This window comes from Legionella sainthelensi, from assembly GCF_900637685.1.
GTDB classification, from domain to species: Bacteria; Pseudomonadota; Gammaproteobacteria; order Legionellales; family Legionellaceae; genus Legionella; species Legionella sainthelensi.
This window is the reverse complement of the sequence record NZ_LR134388.1, coordinates 3,519,489-3,537,341: the sequence shown is the minus strand read 5'-3', so window position 1 is coordinate 3,537,341 and position 17,853 is coordinate 3,519,489. Positions and strand designations below refer to the sequence as shown.

Sequence of the window (17,853 nt, the reverse complement as noted above, 5' to 3'; positions counted from 1 at the left end):
CAGACACGTGTTCATTATAAATTTTGAATAGAGTTACGTAGTTGTTTTAAAGCTTGTGCACGATGACTGATATTATTTTTAAGTTTAGCAGGTAATTGTGCCATCGTGCATTGATATTCAGGAAGATAAAATATGGGATCATAGCCAAAACCACCGCCACCAGTTGGGATATCATGAATAAATCCTTTACAAATCCCAGTTGCGATGATTGGTGTGGGATCTTTTGCATGCTGGACTAAAGCAATGGCACAATAAAACCATGCTTCTCGTTGCTCATTGGTTAGATGAACCATGTTTTCTAATAAAAGATTGATGTTTTCAGCATCAGTTGCCTGGTTTCCGGCATAACGAGCAGAGTAAATGCCCGGAGCTCCATTTAAAGCGGGTACCACTAAACCTGAATCATCAGCTAAAGCAGGTTCGTTTGCATGCAAACTGGCATGACGTGCCTTGATTAGAGCATTTTCTATAAAGCTTAAGCCGTTTTCTACGGCATCTGAAATTCCTAAAGTGGTTTGAGGAATACATTCAATAGGATCTAATAAACTATTTAACTCTTTAATTTTACCCGCGTTACTTGTAGCAAGAATAATTTTTTTCATTATTTTGGGCCGTAAAAGTATGAAGATAGAACTGAAAATAATCGGAGGATTTGGAAGCATCTAAGATGGGTGCCATTTTGCTCCTCGCGAACTATTTTTATTATTTAAAATTTAATTTTAACGTGCTGAAAAGAAAATAGAAATTAAATTTATAAGAATTATTGATGGAAATAGAAGAACTTTGGGGCAGCTTATTATTTACTCGATAATCGTTTTTCAAAAATGTGCTATATTTACTTTTTTTGAACATAATTGTGGGCAAAAATTATTCTACATTAATGGCTTTATTGCCGCTTTTAGACTAAAATATTGATTTTATTGAGGAGCATGATGATGCCACTGCCACATCTGTTATTAGCTCTCTTAGTTGTGTTAATTTGGGGTGTAAATTTTCTTTTTGTTTCCATTGGTCTTGAAGAAATTTCACCTTTGTTGCTCTGTGCCTTGCGCTTTTTATTGTCAAGTATTCCAGCTATATTTTTTGTCAAACTACCTAAGTCTTCTTTCAAAATTATTGCGTTGTATGGTTTTATTATGTTTGCTTTGCAATTTTCATTTTTATTTATTGGAATGAATGCAGGGATGCCAGCAGGAATGGCGTCTTTACTCATGCAAACTCAAGTCTTTTTCAGTATGTTTTTTGCAATAATTTTCTTAGGTGAACAACCGAATATAGCACAAATTTTGGGTGCATTGGTTGCTTTTACTGGAATTGGTTTGGTAGCAATGCATTTTGATAGCGATATCTCTGTAGTGGGATTTCTTTGTATTATTGCCGCCGCAGCAACTTGGGGGGTTGGTAATCTTATTACTAAAAAAATCAAAGGAAACAGTAATCATATGATGGCTATTATTGCATGGGGTAGTTTCATTGCGTGCATCCCTATGTTTCTTCTCTCTTGGATCTTTGAAGGGCCCTCCAGTTTTGCCTATACCTATGAGAATTTAAGTTGGCGAGGAACTGTCTCGTTGTTTTATATTGTCTTTGCCTCAACATGGATAGGTTATGGGGTGTGGAACTGGTTAATTGCTCGATATCCTGTGGGTGTGGTTGCGCCATTTACTTTATTGGTTCCTATTGTTGCGATTGTAAGTTCTGTTGTGGTACTGGGTGAGCCATTTCAACTTTGGAAGTTAGCCGCAGGATTGTTGGTTATAGGTGGTTTGTGCATCAGTATCCTTGGAACTCGTTTTCTAGTCCTTAAACAACAACCTGAAATAGCGTGATTCAAGAGCGGTCAATTTATTCGCTCTTTTAGAGCAGAAATGATATATGATACGATTTTATTGCAATAATTTGGTTATTCATCGTGATTGAATTGAAAACCGTAGTGTTGTGTGCGGATGATTTTGGTTTGAATTCTGAAGTTTCAGAAGGGATTTTAAAATTAGCGCACATAAAGCGCCTATCAGCGGTAAGTTGTATGACCAACATGCCTAATTTTGTTGCTTATAGTCAACAACTACTTTCTTTAAAAAATTCGGTTAAGATTGGTTTGCATTTTAATCTCACCGAAGGCAATTTAATGGTCCATCCGCAAAGAAAATGTTTTAATCTCAGTGAGTTACTGATTAAATCACATATGCACTCCTTGAAATTATCTTTTATTGCCCAAGAGTTTTTAGCGCAACTGAAGCAATTTACCGAAACGATGCAACGGTTACCTGATTTTATTGATGGTCATCAACATGTGCATCAATTTCCTGTGATAAGAAAAGTGATTTTAGATCTTTACGAGCAACGTTTAAAAGGCAGCGGAATCTCTATTCGCTCCGTATGGCCCTCTCTTAATTTGCCTCAATTTCGCTTAAAGGCAAAAGTGCTCAGTTTCACTGGTGGTAAAGCTTTGGCGCAGCAATTAATCAAATTCAAGATACCTCATAATGGTTATTTTTCCGGCATTTATGATTTTGCAGAGCATGCGAATTATCGGGATTTATTTAGGAAATGGCTGTGTTTCGCAAAAGAAAATACGCTCATTATGTGTCATCCAGGAGAGGGAATAAATAGTGCGGATATTATTGCTCCTGCCCGTTTCAAGGAACTGAATTATTTCTTAAGCGATGAGTTTTTAACCGATTGTAACGAATATCATGTGCGTCTTGCATATCAAGAAGATTAGCTTACAATATTTTTATGTATTATCTTTTTAGTTGTGCAATCTGGATTAATGAAAGGAAAATCCCTTGAATGATATTTTTTGGATCTCTTGCGGAGCAGTGCTTGGTGCGAACTTACGTTATTTAGTGAATCGTTTTTCAATTAGGTATTTGTCCGCAGATATCCCCTATGGAACTTTTCTCGTTAACCTTACAGGCAGTTTTATTCTCGGTTTTTTTCTTGTTTGGACTTTGGAACGTGTCGAAGTTGACCCCAGGTGGAGATCATTTGTTGCTGTTGGCTTTTGTGGTGCTTATACAACATTTTCTAGTTTCAGTTATGAAACGTATCGACTTATAGAGCAAAGTGATTATGCACTTGCTGCACTAAATTTTATTTGCAATAATCTTTTTTCTTTACTTGCAGTAATCGCGGGCGTAGTGCTCGCTCGGGCAATTTGATATGAACCATATAAAAGTTTCTGTCTACATTAATGAGGGAGATAAATGGCAGCATCGTCCCTTACATCTTGAATTATTAAATATGCTTGATGAAAATGGGATTGCCGGTGGAACGGTGTTACGTGGGGTTGCTGGATTTACTTTTAAGGCTCCTATTGTATCTACATCATTGGTTGACATCGGAAGCAAGCTTCCTTTAGTAGTGCATTTCGTTGATACCATCGAAAAAGCAGAGTTGGTATTGCCTAAAATCAAAGAAATGGCCAAGGGTCGACTTATTATTCGTGAAATCGTTGAAGTGATTAGTGGTTCACATTTTGATATAGAATAATACAGGGAGTACTCGCTCGGGATCATCTTCTGCAACCGCTGGTCTAACGACAAGCCCAGGTTCGTGAAATTATAAAGCTATAAATAGAAACAAAACCCAAGACTAGTATTAAAGCAAATAGATAATTGAGTGTGGTGTACTTTAAAAGTAAAAAGAATAGCAGTTCATTGATGACTCCTGCAGAAGACGCAACGAGGAAAAAATGAGGTAAACTTAATTTTTTTTCGTCATGTAAATGGGAAAAGGTGAAATATTTATGTCCTAAAAAACTCACATTAAACGCTATTAAAAAGGCAAATATATTGGCAATTAATGCGGGGATGTACAAGAAACTTACCAAAATAAATACGACAGACAGATGAACTAATGCAGCTGTACCCCCTATTCCAAAAAAATAAATCAGTCTGAGCCCTAAACTAAGAGATGTTGTCGTCAAAACTGGATTCCTCATCAATAATATAGTGAGGTCTGTGTTTAACCTCGTCAAAGACACGTCCTATATATTCGCCTACCACTCCTAAAGCAAAAAGTTGCAAACCACCAAAGAAGCTAATGGTAGTGACAATAGTTGCCCATCCTGGCGTTTCTTTACCGAAAATTAACGTGCTGAGTATAATCCAGGTACCATAGAGTATTGCGAGTGTGGCGACACTAATTCCACCTATAGCAATCATGCGTAGGGGAAATGCAGTAAATGACGTAATTCCGGTAATCGCTAAATCCAAGAGAGAATAGAAGTTCCATTGCGAGTTTCCCGTTTTTCGTGGTTGCACTTCAAAAGGAATAGCAATTTGTTTAAATCCAACCCAGCTGTATAACCCTTTCATAAAGCGATTACGCTCAGGTAATTTTTGCAACGCATTGACTATTTTTCGATCTAGAAGCCTAAAGTCGCCAGCATTTGCTGGAATATTAATTCGATTGATTCGTGAAGTAAACTGGTAAAATGCTTTGGCGCAAGTCCTCTTTAACCATGATTCGTTCGTTCGGTTTTGGCGAACTGCGTACACCATATCATAACCTTCTTCCCATTTAGCAATGAACTGACTTAAAAGTTCAAGAGGATGTTGGAAATCGGCATCGAGCAAAATAACAGCATCTCCTTGTGCATGGTCAAGACCTGCACTGATGGCATTTTCTTTGCCAAAATTACGACTAAAACGAATACAGCGCAGCGCGAACTGAGATCTTAACTGCTGAATAATTGCTGGCGTGTTGTCTTTACTGCCATCATCTACAAGAATTATTTCATAAACATAGCTTAATTTTTTTAGGGTATCAGTCAGGGCAGTAATAAACTCAGCAATTCCTGCCTCTTCATTAAAAACTGGCACTACGCAGGAGATACGTTTTGTATAATCAATTGATTTTGACATGTTCGGTTTAGGAACAACTACTATAAAAAGAATCTATATTAACCTGAATCAAGTGTTATCGTAAGTGGGTTTAAGTTTTTTTTCCATCTTAATGAATTTTAATGATATAAACTGATACTATAGCGCCAATTTTTGATTTCAGTTTTGTGGAAATCGTATGAAGTATGTTGATTTTGATGTAGTGTTGCGCAATCAAAAGGGTGTATTATTTCTAAGTGAAGAAGTTGCTAAATTTTTATTTAAGCAAAAAGAAGGAGTAAAGTTTCTTCATTCAAAAAAATCATCAACATTTAGCCCATTTAACTCCCCCAAATTCTCATTCAGCCATAATTTAGTTTTATCTGCTAAAAATCAGTGGCATATCATTGATAATGCCACTAAAGGAAAAGGAGGATTTGGCTCTGTTAATGGCTCAAAACATAAAATCATAGTCACTTATGACGTCAATAAGAAACGCTATCAAGCACAAGTTATTCCCGTAAACGATGTAGTTAAAATACAAAAAGCAAATGAAGATCTTCCGTATGAACCGCTTTTGCGAAGAACTATAAAAGAGGCAATAAAACAAAAAAATCATGGCGTCAAAGTAGTTGCAGTTGTCGGTGCTGAAGATAAAGTGATTACTGTTGTTGAAGATTGCGGGACTAGTCTTGATAACTTGTTGCCTTTTATCCCCAGCAATAAGTATTCATTTCTCCATCGATTGCACGTTGCAGCTCGAATAGCGAGCGAAATGTTATTATTGCAACAGAGGGGTGTGGTGCATCGTGATCTTAAGCCAGCAAATATTTGTTATAAAAATCTCGAAAAAGATCAATTTCTTATAATATTTATCGATTTTGGTTTGGCTGAAGACGCAGATTCGCAAAATAATTTCCACTTTTCTGGAACCCCCTATTATATGGCTCCCGAAGTTCTTATGCATGCAAGAAGCACTTATCAATCTGATATGTATGCTTTAGCAGCAATACTGGGTGAGATATTTGGTGCGACCCATATAATGAAATATAAAGATTTAGCCAAGACTCGACTTGAATTAGCTCATGCTCCATTTTGTTTTGATGGTTTATTTACTGGTTATGATGTGTCTGATGTAGATCCTTTTCTTTTGAAGGATATCAAAAATTTATTGTTGCGTTTACAAAGTACTACACCAGGAGATCGCCCAACTATTAATCAAGTCAATAAATTTCTTGTAACTCTTCCAGCCAGATTGGACGCATATAAGATTTTTAATGATCATTGGGCTGTTTTGGTAAAGCATTTTGATGAATTTGAGATGTACCATAAGTATCTGAATTTATTGAACACCAAACATCATTTAACCAAGTTTACGGATAATCTATTTAGTGAAACAAACCATCGAAGTGATGTATTTAATCGACGAATGCTCTTAAAAAGAATGGCTATTTATAAAGAGATTGCCAAATTTACTTTGCCAGCATCTCATTATGAGTTATCTGCACGTTTGATTAAAGAAAACCGCGGTGTGGATATTAATGATATAGATCGTCCTTATCCTAATCTGGAAAAAGTAACTTACTTGTTAGAACAAGAGAATTTAAAATTTAAAAAAGCACTGGTCAGTTTTCATACTTGTACCAAAGAAGTTTACGATGGAAAAACGTTAACAAACAAATTTATCAATACAAACAGTACCGGAATGATGAAAATTGCTAAAATTTTAAATGAACCAAACTCACCCTTAGAAAAATTACAACAACTGCAACAATTAGGCCAAGAAAAAACAGAAAGAGGATTATTTTATTTTTTCAGTCACTCCAAAATTTTTGGTAAAGGACGACATGAAAATATAGAGAAACTTTATCAAAAACTTGCCAAAATTGATCCCGAAAACGAACAAGATGAATATCTGGCAAAAAAACAGCTCGAAGAAATCACCCAATTTATTCAACATACTGATTCTTTTACTTATTAGAGTTTTTTGGCAATTCATATGGCATTCTGGATGCTGTGTATCTAAGTGGGGGCAACTACTCTGCATCCAGGCCAAGGCTTCGAGGCCATGCTTTTGTGCATCTCCCAAGCCTCAGCAGTTTGAAGTCAGGTTCTCTCAATAAGAGAATGACGTTAGTTTAAAGACTCGTGATGGATTTTAATCCAAAAAGCACTGGCTTTTTGAGCACCTATTTCGATTTGAGATACCACTGTATCGGTAGTATGGTGACATAAAAGGCGTAATTGATCGCCATGATCGTCATCCGCAACTAAATGAGTCAGTATAAATTTACCTTGCTCTGGTCCAATATTTAAGCGTACAAAATGAGGCATGACACTCGTTTTTAACAGGCGGGCTACGTTTTCTAATACATATAACGCCCCGACAAATTGATATTCTTCTTCTGAGGCAATAGTCATCCAAAACTGATCGAACTCTAAAACGACAGATGGGGCCTCAGGTTCAGGTTTTTTACCAAAAGTTTGTAAATCTTTTTCAGCGAGACGATAATGATATTGTTCTTCTTGTGCTAATTCGGCAAATACTTTTTTTATTCGTTCACTCTGGGCTTGCTCTGCGGCATGCTGAAGTCTTTTTCCACTGTCTCGAGTATAGTGGTACATCATTTCAAGAAAATTCAGATACTTATTAAGATCAATTTTATCTAATAGAAGAATAACGCTTTCTGCCATGTTTTGGCAGTAAGTATCTAATAAATTTATGGTCTGATATTGGGATTTATTCATTGAGGATCTCCTAAATTCATTAACGGGCTAATTTGTTGGCAATGACGTATTATTCGGGCTTTAAGAGCATTTTGAGAGTCAGATAACTCAGGAAGACATACCACTTGTCTATCCAGCCAATGTGCTTTTGCTGATTTTGTGGTATAGACTGGAATTAACTCAATTTTTTTAATAAAAATTTGTTGATCTTTTTTGACCAAATCCAGTTTAAAAATTACGCCAGTTTTACAAGGAAGCGTTGGCATAATTGTTAAAAAATTCCCTAAAGACCAAGCAATAATTCCAAATCCTTTAGAGCCTTGACGCTCTATTTGTAAAGGACATTGAACATCCATTTTGTTGATAGAAACCATTTCTATCGGTTGTACTACATGTGGTGAATGGCCCAAAATTAAATCAACACCAAGTTCAATGAGTTTCAACGCATGTGCTCTTTGTAATTCATCAGGCCAATATTCATATTCATATCCCCAATGTGGTGAAAAAATAATAAACTCAGCGCCTTTGTTTTTCATCTTTTGAATGCGTTCAGCAATTTTAACCCAATCAGGCTCTCTATGAGGACATCCAAATAAATGAATTGGAACTCCTTTAGGAGTGAGGTGATGTGTTTTTAAATGATTCACTGCAAAAGTGGACGCCATAAAACCAATTTTTATTCCTTTGATCGTGAGAAGCAAAGTGTCTTCATCTTGATTTCTTCCCCCAAGACAATGGAAGTGAGTTCCCTGTTCCAGTATTGAATTTCGTGTGGCTTGCAGACCTTCTTCTTTTTGATCGAGCGCATGGTTATTACAAATAGAGAATACATGTTGGATGTGGGAGGGTAAAACATTCCAACTCGTTAAATAATCCTTGGGTGCATTATAGTGAAACGTTTCATAAACCCACTTAGGTATTTTTCGTGCAGGATCGATTGGAGTTTCAAGATTTGTAAGAGTAAGATCTGCATGAGCTAAATGTTGTTTTACCCCTGCGGATAACGCATTGATCCAACCACTACGGATCCACATCATGTCCCCCATAGCACACAGTGTTATGGCTTGTTTGTCCGATACTGAGGGCCATTGATGATGTTTTAGCCATTGATGCATCGCTAAAAAATGGGTTTTGTCTATTAGGGTACTTGGACGATGTTTGTGGTCCAAACTTTTAAGAATATAGGCTAAATCTAAATCAAGTCGCCATAAAGGCCAACGTTGATATTCATAACGAATGGAATGGTACCAGCGTGTTGTCATTGCTAATTCTCATTTTGAAATTTGAATGGGTTGAATTTTCCTTCACGATCAATCACTTCAGGACCTCTAATTAAAGCGCGCCACCATATTTTGTAATAACTTGAAAAAAGTGAAGAGCGATTCTGTTGGAATAATTCTTTGAGATGAGGATGTAACAGCGGTAAGTTATATCCTGGTACCCCGGGAAACAAGTGATGTTCCAAATGATAATTTAATCCATTCCAGAAAAAAGTAGTGAGAGGATTACTGATTACCGTGGTGGCTGTTTTTAGTGGACTTCCTTGCCAATCATTTTGAAAATGATCGGCCACGGACTTCATTCCATTCCATATCGAAGTAAAGAATACAGGAATTAGCCATGTTTGGTAGGCTAAATGGGTCATATTTTTTTGAACCAAAATAATCCACACGAAGACTTGCACTAATATCAAGAAACCAAGTTGCAGGAAATGTTTTCTTAATTGATGCCGTTTATAAAATTGTAATGGATAAAGCACATTAAAATGAATAATCGCTAAGGGAACACCCAATAAAAAAAACCCATAATACAAAAGCACTAAATCCCAGCTTCTTTTTCCTGTGTTATAAGCATCAGGGTCGCGTTCGGTTCTATTATAACGGTGGTGCAGTAAATGCCCGTGTCTAGGAGGGTGGTATAAAACAAAAAATAAAAACGACAACAGATGCCCAAGAAGGCGGTTTTGCCATCGTTTAGGGAATAGAGTATGGTGCCAACTGTCATGTACTAATTGAACTAATCCATTAATGAAATACCCTAAAAAAAACCACATAATAATTTTTAACCCTATAGAATGTGTTTTTAAAATACAAAAACCCAAACAGTACCAGATAAAAAATAAGAAACAGAGTTTTGTGATGACGTATAGGCTTGATTTTTGATAGGCTCTTTGCAGCACCGCTTGAGGTACCCCCCAGGGATATCCATTATTATTCATCAGTATTCCTTTACGTTCTAATTAAACCAATATAACGCGGAGCCGATTTTTTATAAATTAAATAGGCATCGCCAAAACGTTGTGCTAAAAAATGCTCTTCTTCCAAAACCAAAAAATGAATCAGAACCATGATCGTCATTAAAGCAATCCAAACGGGCCATATGAGGCTCCAAAGCGATACGCCAATTAAGTACAGTATTGAAAAAAAATAAATTGGGTTTCTTGAAAATTTAAAACACCCTTTGGTTTTCAAAATATTTTGCGATTGCTCTTTTTTTGATTCTTGGCCTACACGAAATGCTTCGCCCATTTCATATTGGCATACGAGCATTCCAACTAGTCCTGTAATCGCAATACCCCAGCCATAAAGTGGATTGATTATCGATAAAGGCCAATTAAAACAACTGCTTCTAAAGTCTTGCGAAAGAGCATACAAGCTAATACAACTAAACCATACAAGTACAGGCAAAATGAGCCATTGAGAAATTAAATGATGTTGATTATGACTTTTTTTCTGATAACAGATAATGGGGCTTTTACCAAAACGTAACCAATAGCACACACCAGTTAGTCCTTGCCCGCTGAATAAATGAAAACTGATAAATACTAAATAAATATAAGGGTGATGAATTATTGAGAGCTGGTTCATGATGATAGTCCCGATGAACCGTAGTGTAATTGTAGCCACGAGCGGGCTTCTAAACAAAAGTGTTGCATTTGTTCGTGGCTCCAAATCTTGTCAAAACAGGTATTATTAATGTAAAGCGTCTCTTCATAAACGAAACTATTAGAGCCCCAAACTGGTGTATGTGCCTCGAGATTCATTACCTTGATGGGGCGCGGTGGCCTAAGATAAGACGTGACGTCACCAAAATGAGTAATTACCAGGGTACTAGAGCGTTTATCGGCTAATAATTCTTCCCGTACCGCATTCTTTAACTTTTTTTCAGAACAAAGGTGGCTCATTAAAATGCACTCCAAAGCATTGCAAAGGTAAATTCGTTTTAATAGGAGTTGAGTGAGCGTCTTTCTGATGAGTAGACCCAGGTGTTTTGGTCTATTTTGATGGATTTGTTTTATTACTTGAAGCGGAAGCTCAATTATGATTGCCGCACAGCCGTTTTCAATTGAGTTTTTAGGAACCATCCATATCGATCTGAGATCGACTGGGATACGAAAACGAATTAATCGATTCTCTTTGGTGGATTCGGTGCTATGGATGGCGGCTAAAATGGCAGAATAAAATAATTCGGAGGAATTATAATTTTTTAAATGAGAAAGGCTAAATTGTATACTTTGAAGATAAGGGACACCAATTTGGGTCCCTTCATGAGATAAAGGGCTGGCTCTTCTCGATAATTGTCTGTATTTTGCTTTAAAGAGATTGGGCAATACTTTTTTATTTTTAGGCAATAGCGAATAAATTTTTTATCCGTCATTTTTGGGGCTGACAGGCTTTTTCGGCTCGGCGAATGTTGATTTAATTCACCGTTTAATAAGTCCCAAAAACGTTCAACAAAATGAATTAAAGATTGACCATCACTTGCAGCATGATGAATCTGAAATGCAATGATCCAGCTAAATCCTTCATTATTAAATATTTTGCCTATAGTAATACGAAAAGGTAAAGAATGTTCCAGATCAATAGGTGCTTGGATTAATGTTTGGATTCGTTCGCGCTTTTCTACAGCTATAGCATCAAACCGATAAGTGTCTGTTATTTTTTGTGAGTCAGGTTCAATGACCTGCCAACCTTTACCTGCTTTGGACCAGATGGATTTCAATCGTGGTGCTTCATTGATTAATGCATTCACGCAGGAAAAAAAAGATTCTGAACAAGGAGCTTCTTCAACCGTATAAAATAAGCTATTCCAAATAGGGCAAATCGCCCCGTTAATTTTCATAAGAAGCCGATCTACATAATTTGCAGAACAAGTTTTTGCCATTGCTCAACCTCTTTTAATGTACTGGCATTTGCGATTTTAATTTCTGCAGGCAAATGCATCAGGGTTTGCTTGTATTTAATAACATTTTGAAAAATTAACTCATCAGATTGATGTGTATGTGGCCGTACACCACAAGGAATATATCCTGATTGAATTAAAATAGGAAAAATAACATCAATTAATTCGGGATCTTCTAAGGGTAAATGAATGAGATCGGTACGTAACGTACTTGGTGGGCAATGAAACTCGGAAGAGTGAGTGTTCTTTTGCACAAGTCGTCTTTGTAAGCCAATATATGGGTTTATTTCCATGTTTTTTAAATGAAATGGAAGCCTTTCTTGTGAATATAAATACACTGAATGAATAATTCTTGGGAGTCCTAAATTTTGGTAAATATTTTCTAGCCAAGGTTTAAACAAAGCGGGTATAAAGATCTTTTTTTCAACACGCTGCGGCTGTAATACAGTAGTCATGAGTAACGCATGCATTTTGTTCGATTGGTGTTTTACTCCTTTAACCGCTTCATTTTCAGCATAACCAAGAATCAATCCGCAGTATTTTGCATTCATCAATCGAGTTGCATATCGCTGGGCTAAAAGGTGCAACGTTGAATTATGCTGGTGAACAAAATGATATTGAGCAGCAAGCTGCTGTAGAGCATTGTGCCAGGCTTTTGGTGTAATAGTAGACTTGAGTTTTTTGACTCCCCCAGAGACTCTAAAGGAGCACCCGGATTCAACATAGTCGCCATTTTTTTCTTTATGCCAAAAGGCAGTATGAGCTAATAAACGGCCCTCGAGGTCGAATTCACCATAAGAGGTGATTTTATTGGAGTGAATTAATGTTGAAAGACCTCCAGACTCATATAAAAAAGTATACGAGTAACTGTTTCCATAAACTTTGTATAATAAGTTGATAAACTCTTCTTCGTCTTTTGCGGTTAATTGACGAATAAATACCTGGGATTCTAGTTTTGAGGTGTTAAGGGCCGGATAAGTCATGAAAACTCCAATTACATCTCAGCTTGTACCACATTCATGAGAATGTCTTTTTGGGTGCGTAACGAAATGATGTAATTGGAACTGACATCTTGTCCCGCGATTAAATTAAAATCAAATTGTTGTAAAAAAAGGACCGTCATGAGCTGTAACTCCAATAATGCCAAATTGTTACCAATACATACCCTAGGGCCATTTATAAAAGGTAGAAAAGCGTATTTGTGTTTTAATTTATGATCAATAAAGCGATATGGATCAAAGCCTTCAGGATTAGACCAAAACTCTGGGTGTCTATGAATCATGGCAATATTCACAATAATCATGGAATGAGCAGGGATTAAATATCCATCAATCACATCGTCGTTAAGGCAATATCTTGGTACAGCAGGGAAAGACGGAAATAATCTTAATACTTCCATGACTAGAGCTTTTATTAATGGCATTTGTTCTAAATCGTCTACCTCTAACATTTTCTTTTTAAGAACAGAATGTATTTCTTTGCGCAAATTTTTGCGCAGTTCGGGGTATTTAGATAAAGTAATAAATAACCAGTTTAGCGCGTTGGCTGTCGTTTCATGACCGGCAAATAACATTAATGCTGCTTCTGAAAATAACTCTTCTTCAGTGAGTTTGGCTTGAGTATGGGGACATCGATGCTTTGAAAGCAGGGCAATGAGGTCAGGTTTCATGCTGTTTCGTTCTGTCTGGATAATGGTTTTGATAAGAGTCTTGAGTTCTCTATGAGCTTTATGAAAGTTGCGGTTAAGACGGATTGGTAATGATAAGGACAATGGTTGTCTTTTCTTAATCAAAAGATCGCCAAAATAAGTTAATAATCTGGATAATTGATTGATTTCGTGTTCACTAATTGCATTACTAAATAATAATCGGGTAATGACTTTTAGAGTTAGGGATGTTGTCAAAGAATTAAGCCACAAATTTTGACCGATTTTGATAGAGCGCATTTCTTCTTGAATCACTGCGATAATATCGCTCCCCATTTCTGATACAGATTGCGGTTGAAATAATCCAGCAACCATTTTTCGACGCTCTTCCCAATACGCCATATCGTTGGTGGTGAGGATGTTTTGTCCAATTATGTGTTCAGCTAATTGATAAAAACTGTCTTTGGGATAATTTAAAAGATGGGTATGGAGAATATGCCGTGCATATTCTGGATGATTGATAAAGAATATGCTCTGAGATCCTACCTTAATTTGAGTGATATCGCCGGATAATGTATGGAGGCTGGTTAACAAGTCAAAATTATTTTTTTTGAGTTGTTTTAATTTTTGTCTGAACGACATCTCAAGATAAGGAACTTTCTTAGTAGCAAGGTCCTTTTTGCTGGTATTAATGCTCATTATCTTACCTAAAAAGTTCAAGGTAATTGAATAAGTTAATTGAGCCTTATTTTTTTTTATAAATCAATTCGATTTTAAAAATAATCCAATCTTTTTCATTATTGCAGCTATTTTTCATTGTGCTGAAAATGGCTTATATCCATAGGGGTTGCGTTTCTCACCATGAGCTCTTTTTTCAAAATGCTGATAATCTTTAAGATCATGCCAATCACCAGCCCAATCCCACCCATGTTTTATAAATTCTTGATATACTAAACTTTTTTTAGTGATTTTTCCCGGAGCATCTTGGTTGCGTTTTGCATAAAGTATGCCTTGCGGGGGGAGAATTGTTTTACCTTTTATGTAGGGATTAATCAAGGGATTAATATCAATCGCACGACCATAACTGTGTTGGGAATATTCTCCTGGACGATCGGTGACTGGTCGACAATTAAATGCAGAAGTGTTATTTGCCCTCATCGAGGCATTATCATCTCCTTGAAATACATCCATGAGTTGCATGCTTTGAATAGGGAATTTATGTTTAAATAATACTCTAAAAATAGCAACCACTTCATAGGCCAATTCTTTGTTGACAATTAAAGCTCCCATATGCGTTTGATTATCAAACCCCCAATAGGAAAGTCGGATATAGGCTAAGTCATTCATTGTTACTGGGCAACCTTGTCTCCAAGTAAATTGACGCATTTGACGTTGAATCTTTTTGGGAATAGGACGAATACTGCTTTTGAATAAATTATTCTTCTCTGCTTTAGCAAAAACCCATGATGATAGAAGAAAAAACAATAAAAAATAAATGAATCTCATAAGGTTCATATTTGTGAATAATTTTTACAATAATTATATGCGGTTCTCTTTATTTGGGCTACAACACATTGATTAAAAGACGATGGGGTTATATTGCCATATTGGCCTCTAAACGATTTGATTGTGTTAAATTTGAAACAAATGTATCATAAATGCGATTTAAATATTGGAGACTAAAATGCCATTATGGGAAGTTTATGCAGAGGCGGCCAAAGATTTTGATAAAAGAGTAAAACACGTAACCAACAATGCAAAAAAAATTCTGTCAATATATCCTCATCATTTTGATGATGCAATTTTAGACTTCGCAGTACAGTCAATACTAAAAAAAAATCATATTGATGCCTATGAGGAAGTTTCGGAATCCCAATGGAAAAGAATACTCAATGAAAAAACGCTGTTTAATGAAATTCTTGCTTATTATTTTGCCATATTTGATGAACAAATTTTTAGACAGTCCAATTGGCTTAAATCAAATGATGTTACAACAGCAAAGAATGATTTAGAGCTGCGTCAAAATTTTTTGGGTCAATTGTATGCTATTCGTAATAAAAAATTCACAGGTAATACTGTTGAAGAAGCAATTCAATTCAAGTGCAAACAAACTCAAGAATTAAGCGATGTCTTTTTAAATACGAATATGGAACATTATAAAGATCAGCATTTCCTCAATATTATGGAAGTGATAAGCAGCATATTAAAATTATTTTGTATGAGTATTTTTTCTCCGCTTTATTTCGATCCTATTATTTCAAATAAATGCAATATGGGAAATTCATTAAGTACTTTGTGGTCTGGGAAATCATTAAATAATGTTCATATGGAACATTTAAAAGCCAAATCAGAGCAATTGGAACACGCATGTAAAAAAGTGGGAGAGTTTTTAGCAATGACACACGATGAGGGGTATGCTGAAGAATATCAACTGGTGTTTTAGAGAAAAGTATTGGTTTTCCTCTGCGTGCGTTTTGCACTGAGCCTTTTAAATATTAGCGACGCGTATTAGAATGTATTTCTTTTACAAAGTTAAGGGAATAGATGAGGGTGAGAAGCAGCGGATTATTGGCATTTTTAGGATTAATCGCTATTGCTGGTTGGTCTAAGAATGCATGTGCCCTCGAACGCGATTTTCAAAATTGGCTTAATATTACAACAATTGGTAAGTTTTATAGTGACGATAAAGTGTTTAGTCACTTACGGTATTGGCTGGAGGGACAACAACGTTTAGGTGCTAACTCAAGTCGTTATTCTCAAATTTTATTGCGGCCAGGACTTGGTTATGCTTTAACGCAGAATACAAGTGTATGGCTGGGGTATGCTTGGATCTATACAGGACCTCCAAACTCTTCGACTCCGTATGAGGAAAACCGAATTTGGCAACAACTTTTATGGGTTAAAACCTATCCTTATTTGACGCTTACGAGTCGAACTCGAACGGAGCAACGTTTTCTAGAAAATAATCCCAAAACTGCTTATAGAATCCGAGAGCTTGTCAAAGTGTTTGCCCCAATTAAAAATAATGACCGATTAGCTTTTGTCACTAGCGATGAAGTTTTTTTCCATAAAAATAATTTTGTAGGCACCAATAGTCGAGGTTTTGATCAAAACCGATTTTTTATTGGTTTAGGTTATGAAGTGAATTCCTTTGCTATCGCTGAAATCGGTTATATGAATCAATACATTCGACGTTTCGGAGTGCCTAATTTTCTTGCGAACATCCTTGGGGTAAATTTTTATCTAAGTTTATAAATGGAATGAGCGTATCAAAATTCAGTACTCAGTGAGAAACGATAATAACCACCCAAATGATAATTGCATTAATGATTGAAATCAGAATAGCGGCCGAGCCCATGTCTTTTGCTTTTTTAGTGAGAGGATTCCAAGCCAGATCAATTCGGTTCAATGTTGTCTCTATTGCAGAATTCAAAAGCTCAGCAATTAATACAATGAAGAGAGTCCCGATTAATAATGCGCGTTCAACTGCTGTGTTTCCTAAAAAAAATGCGCACGGTAACGCAATGGCGACAGCCAATAATTCAAGACGAAAAGCAAATTCATTTTGAAAGGCTGCTTTTAAGCCACATAGAGAATAACCGGTCGCTTCTTGTATTTTCAAAATTGCTTTAATTAGGAATTTTATCATTTAAGTCTCGAATTTTTTGACACTTTTTTTGTTTTTTCGAGATTACTATAATTCCGTATCCAATTTCTACAAGATTTTACTTTATACGATCTATGTTATAATTATCGATTATTTGTTACAGAGCAATATTGTGCAAGAATTTTTATCAATAAGCCTGCTCATCATGTTGGCGGCAATTTCTCCAGGTCCCGATTTTGCTCTGGTGACAAAAAATGCCTTGTTTTATTCCAGAAAAGCAGGAATTTATACCGCTCTTGGTATTTCTACCAGTCTTATAATTCATGCAAGTTACTGTATTTTGGGTTTAGCTCTAGTTATTTCGCAATCCCTTCTTGCTTTTAGCATTATCAAATATCTAGGAGCTGCTTATTTGATTTATATTGGGATTAAGAGTCTATTAGCGAAACGAGAAATGATGGCACTGGATTCGGGGCACACAGGCCATGAGATTACGAATTTCCAAGCATTTAATCAAGGTCTTTTTTGCAATCTTTTAAATCCTAAAGCAATCATGTTCTTATTGGCATTTTTTACTTTAGTAGTAAAACCAGGACATTCTATTCTAAGGGAACTGGCTTATGGAATCGAAATTGCCTTAATTCATATGATTTGGTTTTCCTGCCTTTCCTATATGCTGACGCATCAATATATCAATGCCAATTTAAATCGTTTGCAATTTTATATAGTAAAAATTATGGGAGGATTGCTGGTAGCTTTTGGAGTTAGAATTGCAAGTTTGAGCCATGCGGCAGTGCTTCTGCGGTAATTTAGATTAGTGTAGTGTCTGCGTTTTCTACGAGGATAGCGTTATCGATTGCTGC

The 17,853-nt window shown here is 36.1% G+C and carries 21 protein-coding genes; 8 read left to right on the top strand and 13 right to left on the bottom strand.

The window, feature by feature from the left end:
• Positions 1-14: 14 nt before the first annotated feature.
• Positions 15-602, bottom strand: a complete 588-nt coding sequence (gene rdgB, locus EL220_RS15560; protein WP_027271302.1) for an RdgB/HAM1 family non-canonical purine NTP pyrophosphatase — start codon at positions 600-602, stop codon at positions 15-17.
• A gap of 333 nt (positions 603-935) precedes the next feature.
• Between rdgB and EL220_RS15555 the strand changes: the two genes are divergently transcribed.
• From EL220_RS15555 to EL220_RS15540, 4 genes are all read left to right on the top strand, one after another.
• Positions 936-1,829, top strand: a complete 894-nt coding sequence (locus EL220_RS15555; protein ID WP_027271301.1) for an EamA family transporter — start codon at positions 936-938, stop codon at positions 1,827-1,829.
• Between the two features lie 83 nt (positions 1,830-1,912).
• Complete coding sequence (locus EL220_RS15550) at positions 1,913-2,725, top strand: ChbG/HpnK family deacetylase (RefSeq protein WP_027271300.1); 813 nt, start codon at positions 1,913-1,915, stop codon at positions 2,723-2,725.
• A gap of 64 nt (positions 2,726-2,789) precedes the next feature.
• Complete coding sequence (gene crcB, locus EL220_RS15545; protein ID WP_027271299.1) at positions 2,790-3,164, top strand: fluoride efflux transporter CrcB; 375 nt, start codon at positions 2,790-2,792, stop codon at positions 3,162-3,164.
• Position 3,165: 1 nt separating this feature from the next.
• Positions 3,166-3,495, top strand: a complete 330-nt coding sequence (locus tag EL220_RS15540) for a DUF190 domain-containing protein (RefSeq protein ID WP_027271298.1) — start codon at positions 3,166-3,168, stop codon at positions 3,493-3,495.
• A gap of 43 nt (positions 3,496-3,538) precedes the next feature.
• Here the strand turns inward: EL220_RS15540 and EL220_RS15535 are convergent, their stop codons facing one another.
• Both EL220_RS15535 and EL220_RS15530 read right to left on the bottom strand, forming a co-directional pair.
• Positions 3,539-3,946, bottom strand: a complete 408-nt coding sequence (locus tag EL220_RS15535) for a GtrA family protein (RefSeq protein WP_027271297.1) — start codon at positions 3,944-3,946, stop codon at positions 3,539-3,541.
• The gene (locus EL220_RS15530; RefSeq protein WP_027271296.1) at positions 3,912-4,871 is read right to left on the bottom strand and encodes a glycosyltransferase family 2 protein; all 960 of its coding nucleotides are present in this window, start codon (positions 4,869-4,871) and stop codon (positions 3,912-3,914) included. Before EL220_RS15530 ends, EL220_RS15535 begins: the two co-directional genes overlap by 35 nt.
• 157 nt (positions 4,872-5,028) lie before the next feature.
• On the opposite strand from EL220_RS15530, the gene EL220_RS15525 reads away from it, so the two are divergent.
• Positions 5,029-6,810: a protein kinase domain-containing protein gene (locus tag EL220_RS15525; protein ID WP_027271295.1), complete on the top strand. Its 1,782-nt coding sequence runs from the start codon at positions 5,029-5,031 to the stop codon at positions 6,808-6,810.
• 152 nt (positions 6,811-6,962) lie between these two features.
• Here the strand turns inward: EL220_RS15525 and EL220_RS15520 are convergent, their stop codons facing one another.
• From EL220_RS15520 to EL220_RS15480, 9 genes are all read right to left on the bottom strand, one after another.
• Entirely contained in the window at positions 6,963-7,577 is a 615-nt protein-coding gene (locus EL220_RS15520) for an iron-containing redox enzyme family protein (RefSeq protein ID WP_027271294.1), read from the bottom strand.
• Positions 7,574-8,818 carry a CapA family protein gene (locus EL220_RS15515; protein ID WP_027271293.1) on the bottom strand — a complete coding sequence of 415 codons (1,245 nt, stop codon included), beginning with the start codon at positions 8,816-8,818 and terminating at the stop codon, positions 7,574-7,576. Before EL220_RS15515 ends, EL220_RS15520 begins: the two co-directional genes overlap by 4 nt.
• A gap of 2 nt (positions 8,819-8,820) precedes the next feature.
• Positions 8,821-9,774: a fatty acid desaturase family protein gene (locus tag EL220_RS15510; protein ID WP_027271292.1), complete on the bottom strand. Its 954-nt coding sequence runs from the start codon at positions 9,772-9,774 to the stop codon at positions 8,821-8,823.
• Positions 9,775-9,784: 10 nt separating this feature from the next.
• A complete protein-coding gene (locus EL220_RS15505) occupies positions 9,785-10,423 on the bottom strand; it encodes a methyltransferase family protein (protein ID WP_051544737.1) in 639 nt (212 codons plus the stop codon).
• Positions 10,420-10,740, bottom strand: a complete 321-nt coding sequence (locus tag EL220_RS15500; RefSeq protein ID WP_128130936.1) for a hypothetical protein — start codon at positions 10,738-10,740, stop codon at positions 10,420-10,422. Before EL220_RS15500 ends, EL220_RS15505 begins: the two co-directional genes overlap by 4 nt.
• 302 nt (positions 10,741-11,042) lie before the next feature.
• Positions 11,043-11,720, bottom strand: coding sequence for a condensation domain-containing protein (locus tag EL220_RS15495; RefSeq protein ID WP_128130935.1), 678 nt, complete (start codon positions 11,718-11,720; stop codon positions 11,043-11,045).
• A complete protein-coding gene (locus EL220_RS15490) occupies positions 11,690-12,721 on the bottom strand; it encodes a hypothetical protein (RefSeq protein ID WP_027271290.1) in 1,032 nt (343 codons plus the stop codon). Before EL220_RS15490 ends, EL220_RS15495 begins: the two co-directional genes overlap by 31 nt.
• A gap of 11 nt (positions 12,722-12,732) precedes the next feature.
• The gene (locus tag EL220_RS15485) at positions 12,733-14,082 is read right to left on the bottom strand and encodes a cytochrome P450 (RefSeq protein ID WP_027271289.1); all 1,350 of its coding nucleotides are present in this window, start codon (positions 14,080-14,082) and stop codon (positions 12,733-12,735) included.
• A gap of 114 nt (positions 14,083-14,196) precedes the next feature.
• The gene (locus tag EL220_RS15480; protein ID WP_051544736.1) at positions 14,197-14,889 is read right to left on the bottom strand and encodes a M15 family metallopeptidase; all 693 of its coding nucleotides are present in this window, start codon (positions 14,887-14,889) and stop codon (positions 14,197-14,199) included.
• Between the two features lie 178 nt (positions 14,890-15,067).
• On the opposite strand from EL220_RS15480, the gene EL220_RS15475 reads away from it, so the two are divergent.
• Positions 15,068-15,826: a hypothetical protein gene (locus tag EL220_RS15475; protein ID WP_027271288.1), complete on the top strand. Its 759-nt coding sequence runs from the start codon at positions 15,068-15,070 to the stop codon at positions 15,824-15,826.
• A 101-nt stretch (positions 15,827-15,927) separates the two neighbouring features.
• Positions 15,928-16,638, top strand: coding sequence for a DUF2490 domain-containing protein (locus EL220_RS15470; protein ID WP_027271287.1), 711 nt, complete (start codon positions 15,928-15,930; stop codon positions 16,636-16,638).
• Positions 16,639-16,666: 28 nt separating this feature from the next.
• Here EL220_RS15470 and EL220_RS15465 read toward each other — a convergent pair whose 3' ends face one another.
• Entirely contained in the window at positions 16,667-17,032 is a 366-nt protein-coding gene (locus EL220_RS15465) for a diacylglycerol kinase (protein WP_027271286.1), read from the bottom strand.
• A gap of 130 nt (positions 17,033-17,162) precedes the next feature.
• Between EL220_RS15465 and EL220_RS15460 the strand changes: the two genes are divergently transcribed.
• Entirely contained in the window at positions 17,163-17,798 is a 636-nt protein-coding gene (locus tag EL220_RS15460) for a LysE family transporter (protein WP_027271285.1), read from the top strand.
• Positions 17,799-17,853: the final 55 nt, after the last annotated feature.

Excerpts from the sequence above, each read along its gene's own strand:
- EL220_RS15530 (WP_027271296.1), bottom strand. The coding sequence starts at position 4,871 with ATGTCAAAATCAATTGATTATACAAAACGTATCTCCTGCGTAGTGCCA.
- EL220_RS15535 (WP_027271297.1), bottom strand. The coding sequence starts at position 3,946 with ATGAGGAATCCAGTTTTGACGACAACATCTCTTAGTTTAGGGCTCAGA.
- EL220_RS15485 (WP_027271289.1), bottom strand. The coding sequence starts at position 14,082 with ATGAGCATTAATACCAGCAAAAAGGACCTTGCTACTAAGAAAGTTCCT.
- EL220_RS15465 (WP_027271286.1), bottom strand. The coding sequence starts at position 17,032 with ATGATAAAATTCCTAATTAAAGCAATTTTGAAAATACAAGAAGCGACC.
- EL220_RS15515 (WP_027271293.1), bottom strand. The coding sequence starts at position 8,818 with ATGACAACACGCTGGTACCATTCCATTCGTTATGAATATCAACGTTGG.
- EL220_RS15480 (WP_051544736.1), bottom strand. The coding sequence starts at position 14,889 with ATGAGATTCATTTATTTTTTATTGTTTTTTCTTCTATCATCATGGGTT.
- EL220_RS15470 (WP_027271287.1), top strand. The coding sequence starts at position 15,928 with ATGAGGGTGAGAAGCAGCGGATTATTGGCATTTTTAGGATTAATCGCT.
- EL220_RS15505 (WP_051544737.1), bottom strand. The coding sequence starts at position 10,423 with ATGAACCAGCTCTCAATAATTCATCACCCTTATATTTATTTAGTATTT.
- rdgB (WP_027271302.1), bottom strand. The coding sequence starts at position 602 with ATGAAAAAAATTATTCTTGCTACAAGTAACGCGGGTAAAATTAAAGAG.
- EL220_RS15490 (WP_027271290.1), bottom strand. The coding sequence starts at position 12,721 with ATGACTTATCCGGCCCTTAACACCTCAAAACTAGAATCCCAGGTATTT.
- EL220_RS15510 (WP_027271292.1), bottom strand. The coding sequence starts at position 9,774 with ATGAATAATAATGGATATCCCTGGGGGGTACCTCAAGCGGTGCTGCAA.
- EL220_RS15555 (WP_027271301.1), top strand. The coding sequence starts at position 936 with ATGCCACTGCCACATCTGTTATTAGCTCTCTTAGTTGTGTTAATTTGG.
- EL220_RS15495 (WP_128130935.1), bottom strand. The coding sequence starts at position 11,720 with ATGGCAAAAACTTGTTCTGCAAATTATGTAGATCGGCTTCTTATGAAA.
- EL220_RS15540 (WP_027271298.1), top strand. The coding sequence starts at position 3,166 with ATGAACCATATAAAAGTTTCTGTCTACATTAATGAGGGAGATAAATGG.
- EL220_RS15475 (WP_027271288.1), top strand. The coding sequence starts at position 15,068 with ATGCCATTATGGGAAGTTTATGCAGAGGCGGCCAAAGATTTTGATAAA.
- EL220_RS15520 (WP_027271294.1), bottom strand. The coding sequence starts at position 7,577 with ATGAATAAATCCCAATATCAGACCATAAATTTATTAGATACTTACTGC.
- EL220_RS15525 (WP_027271295.1), top strand. The coding sequence starts at position 5,029 with ATGAAGTATGTTGATTTTGATGTAGTGTTGCGCAATCAAAAGGGTGTA.
- EL220_RS15500 (WP_128130936.1), bottom strand. The coding sequence starts at position 10,740 with ATGAGCCACCTTTGTTCTGAAAAAAAGTTAAAGAATGCGGTACGGGAA.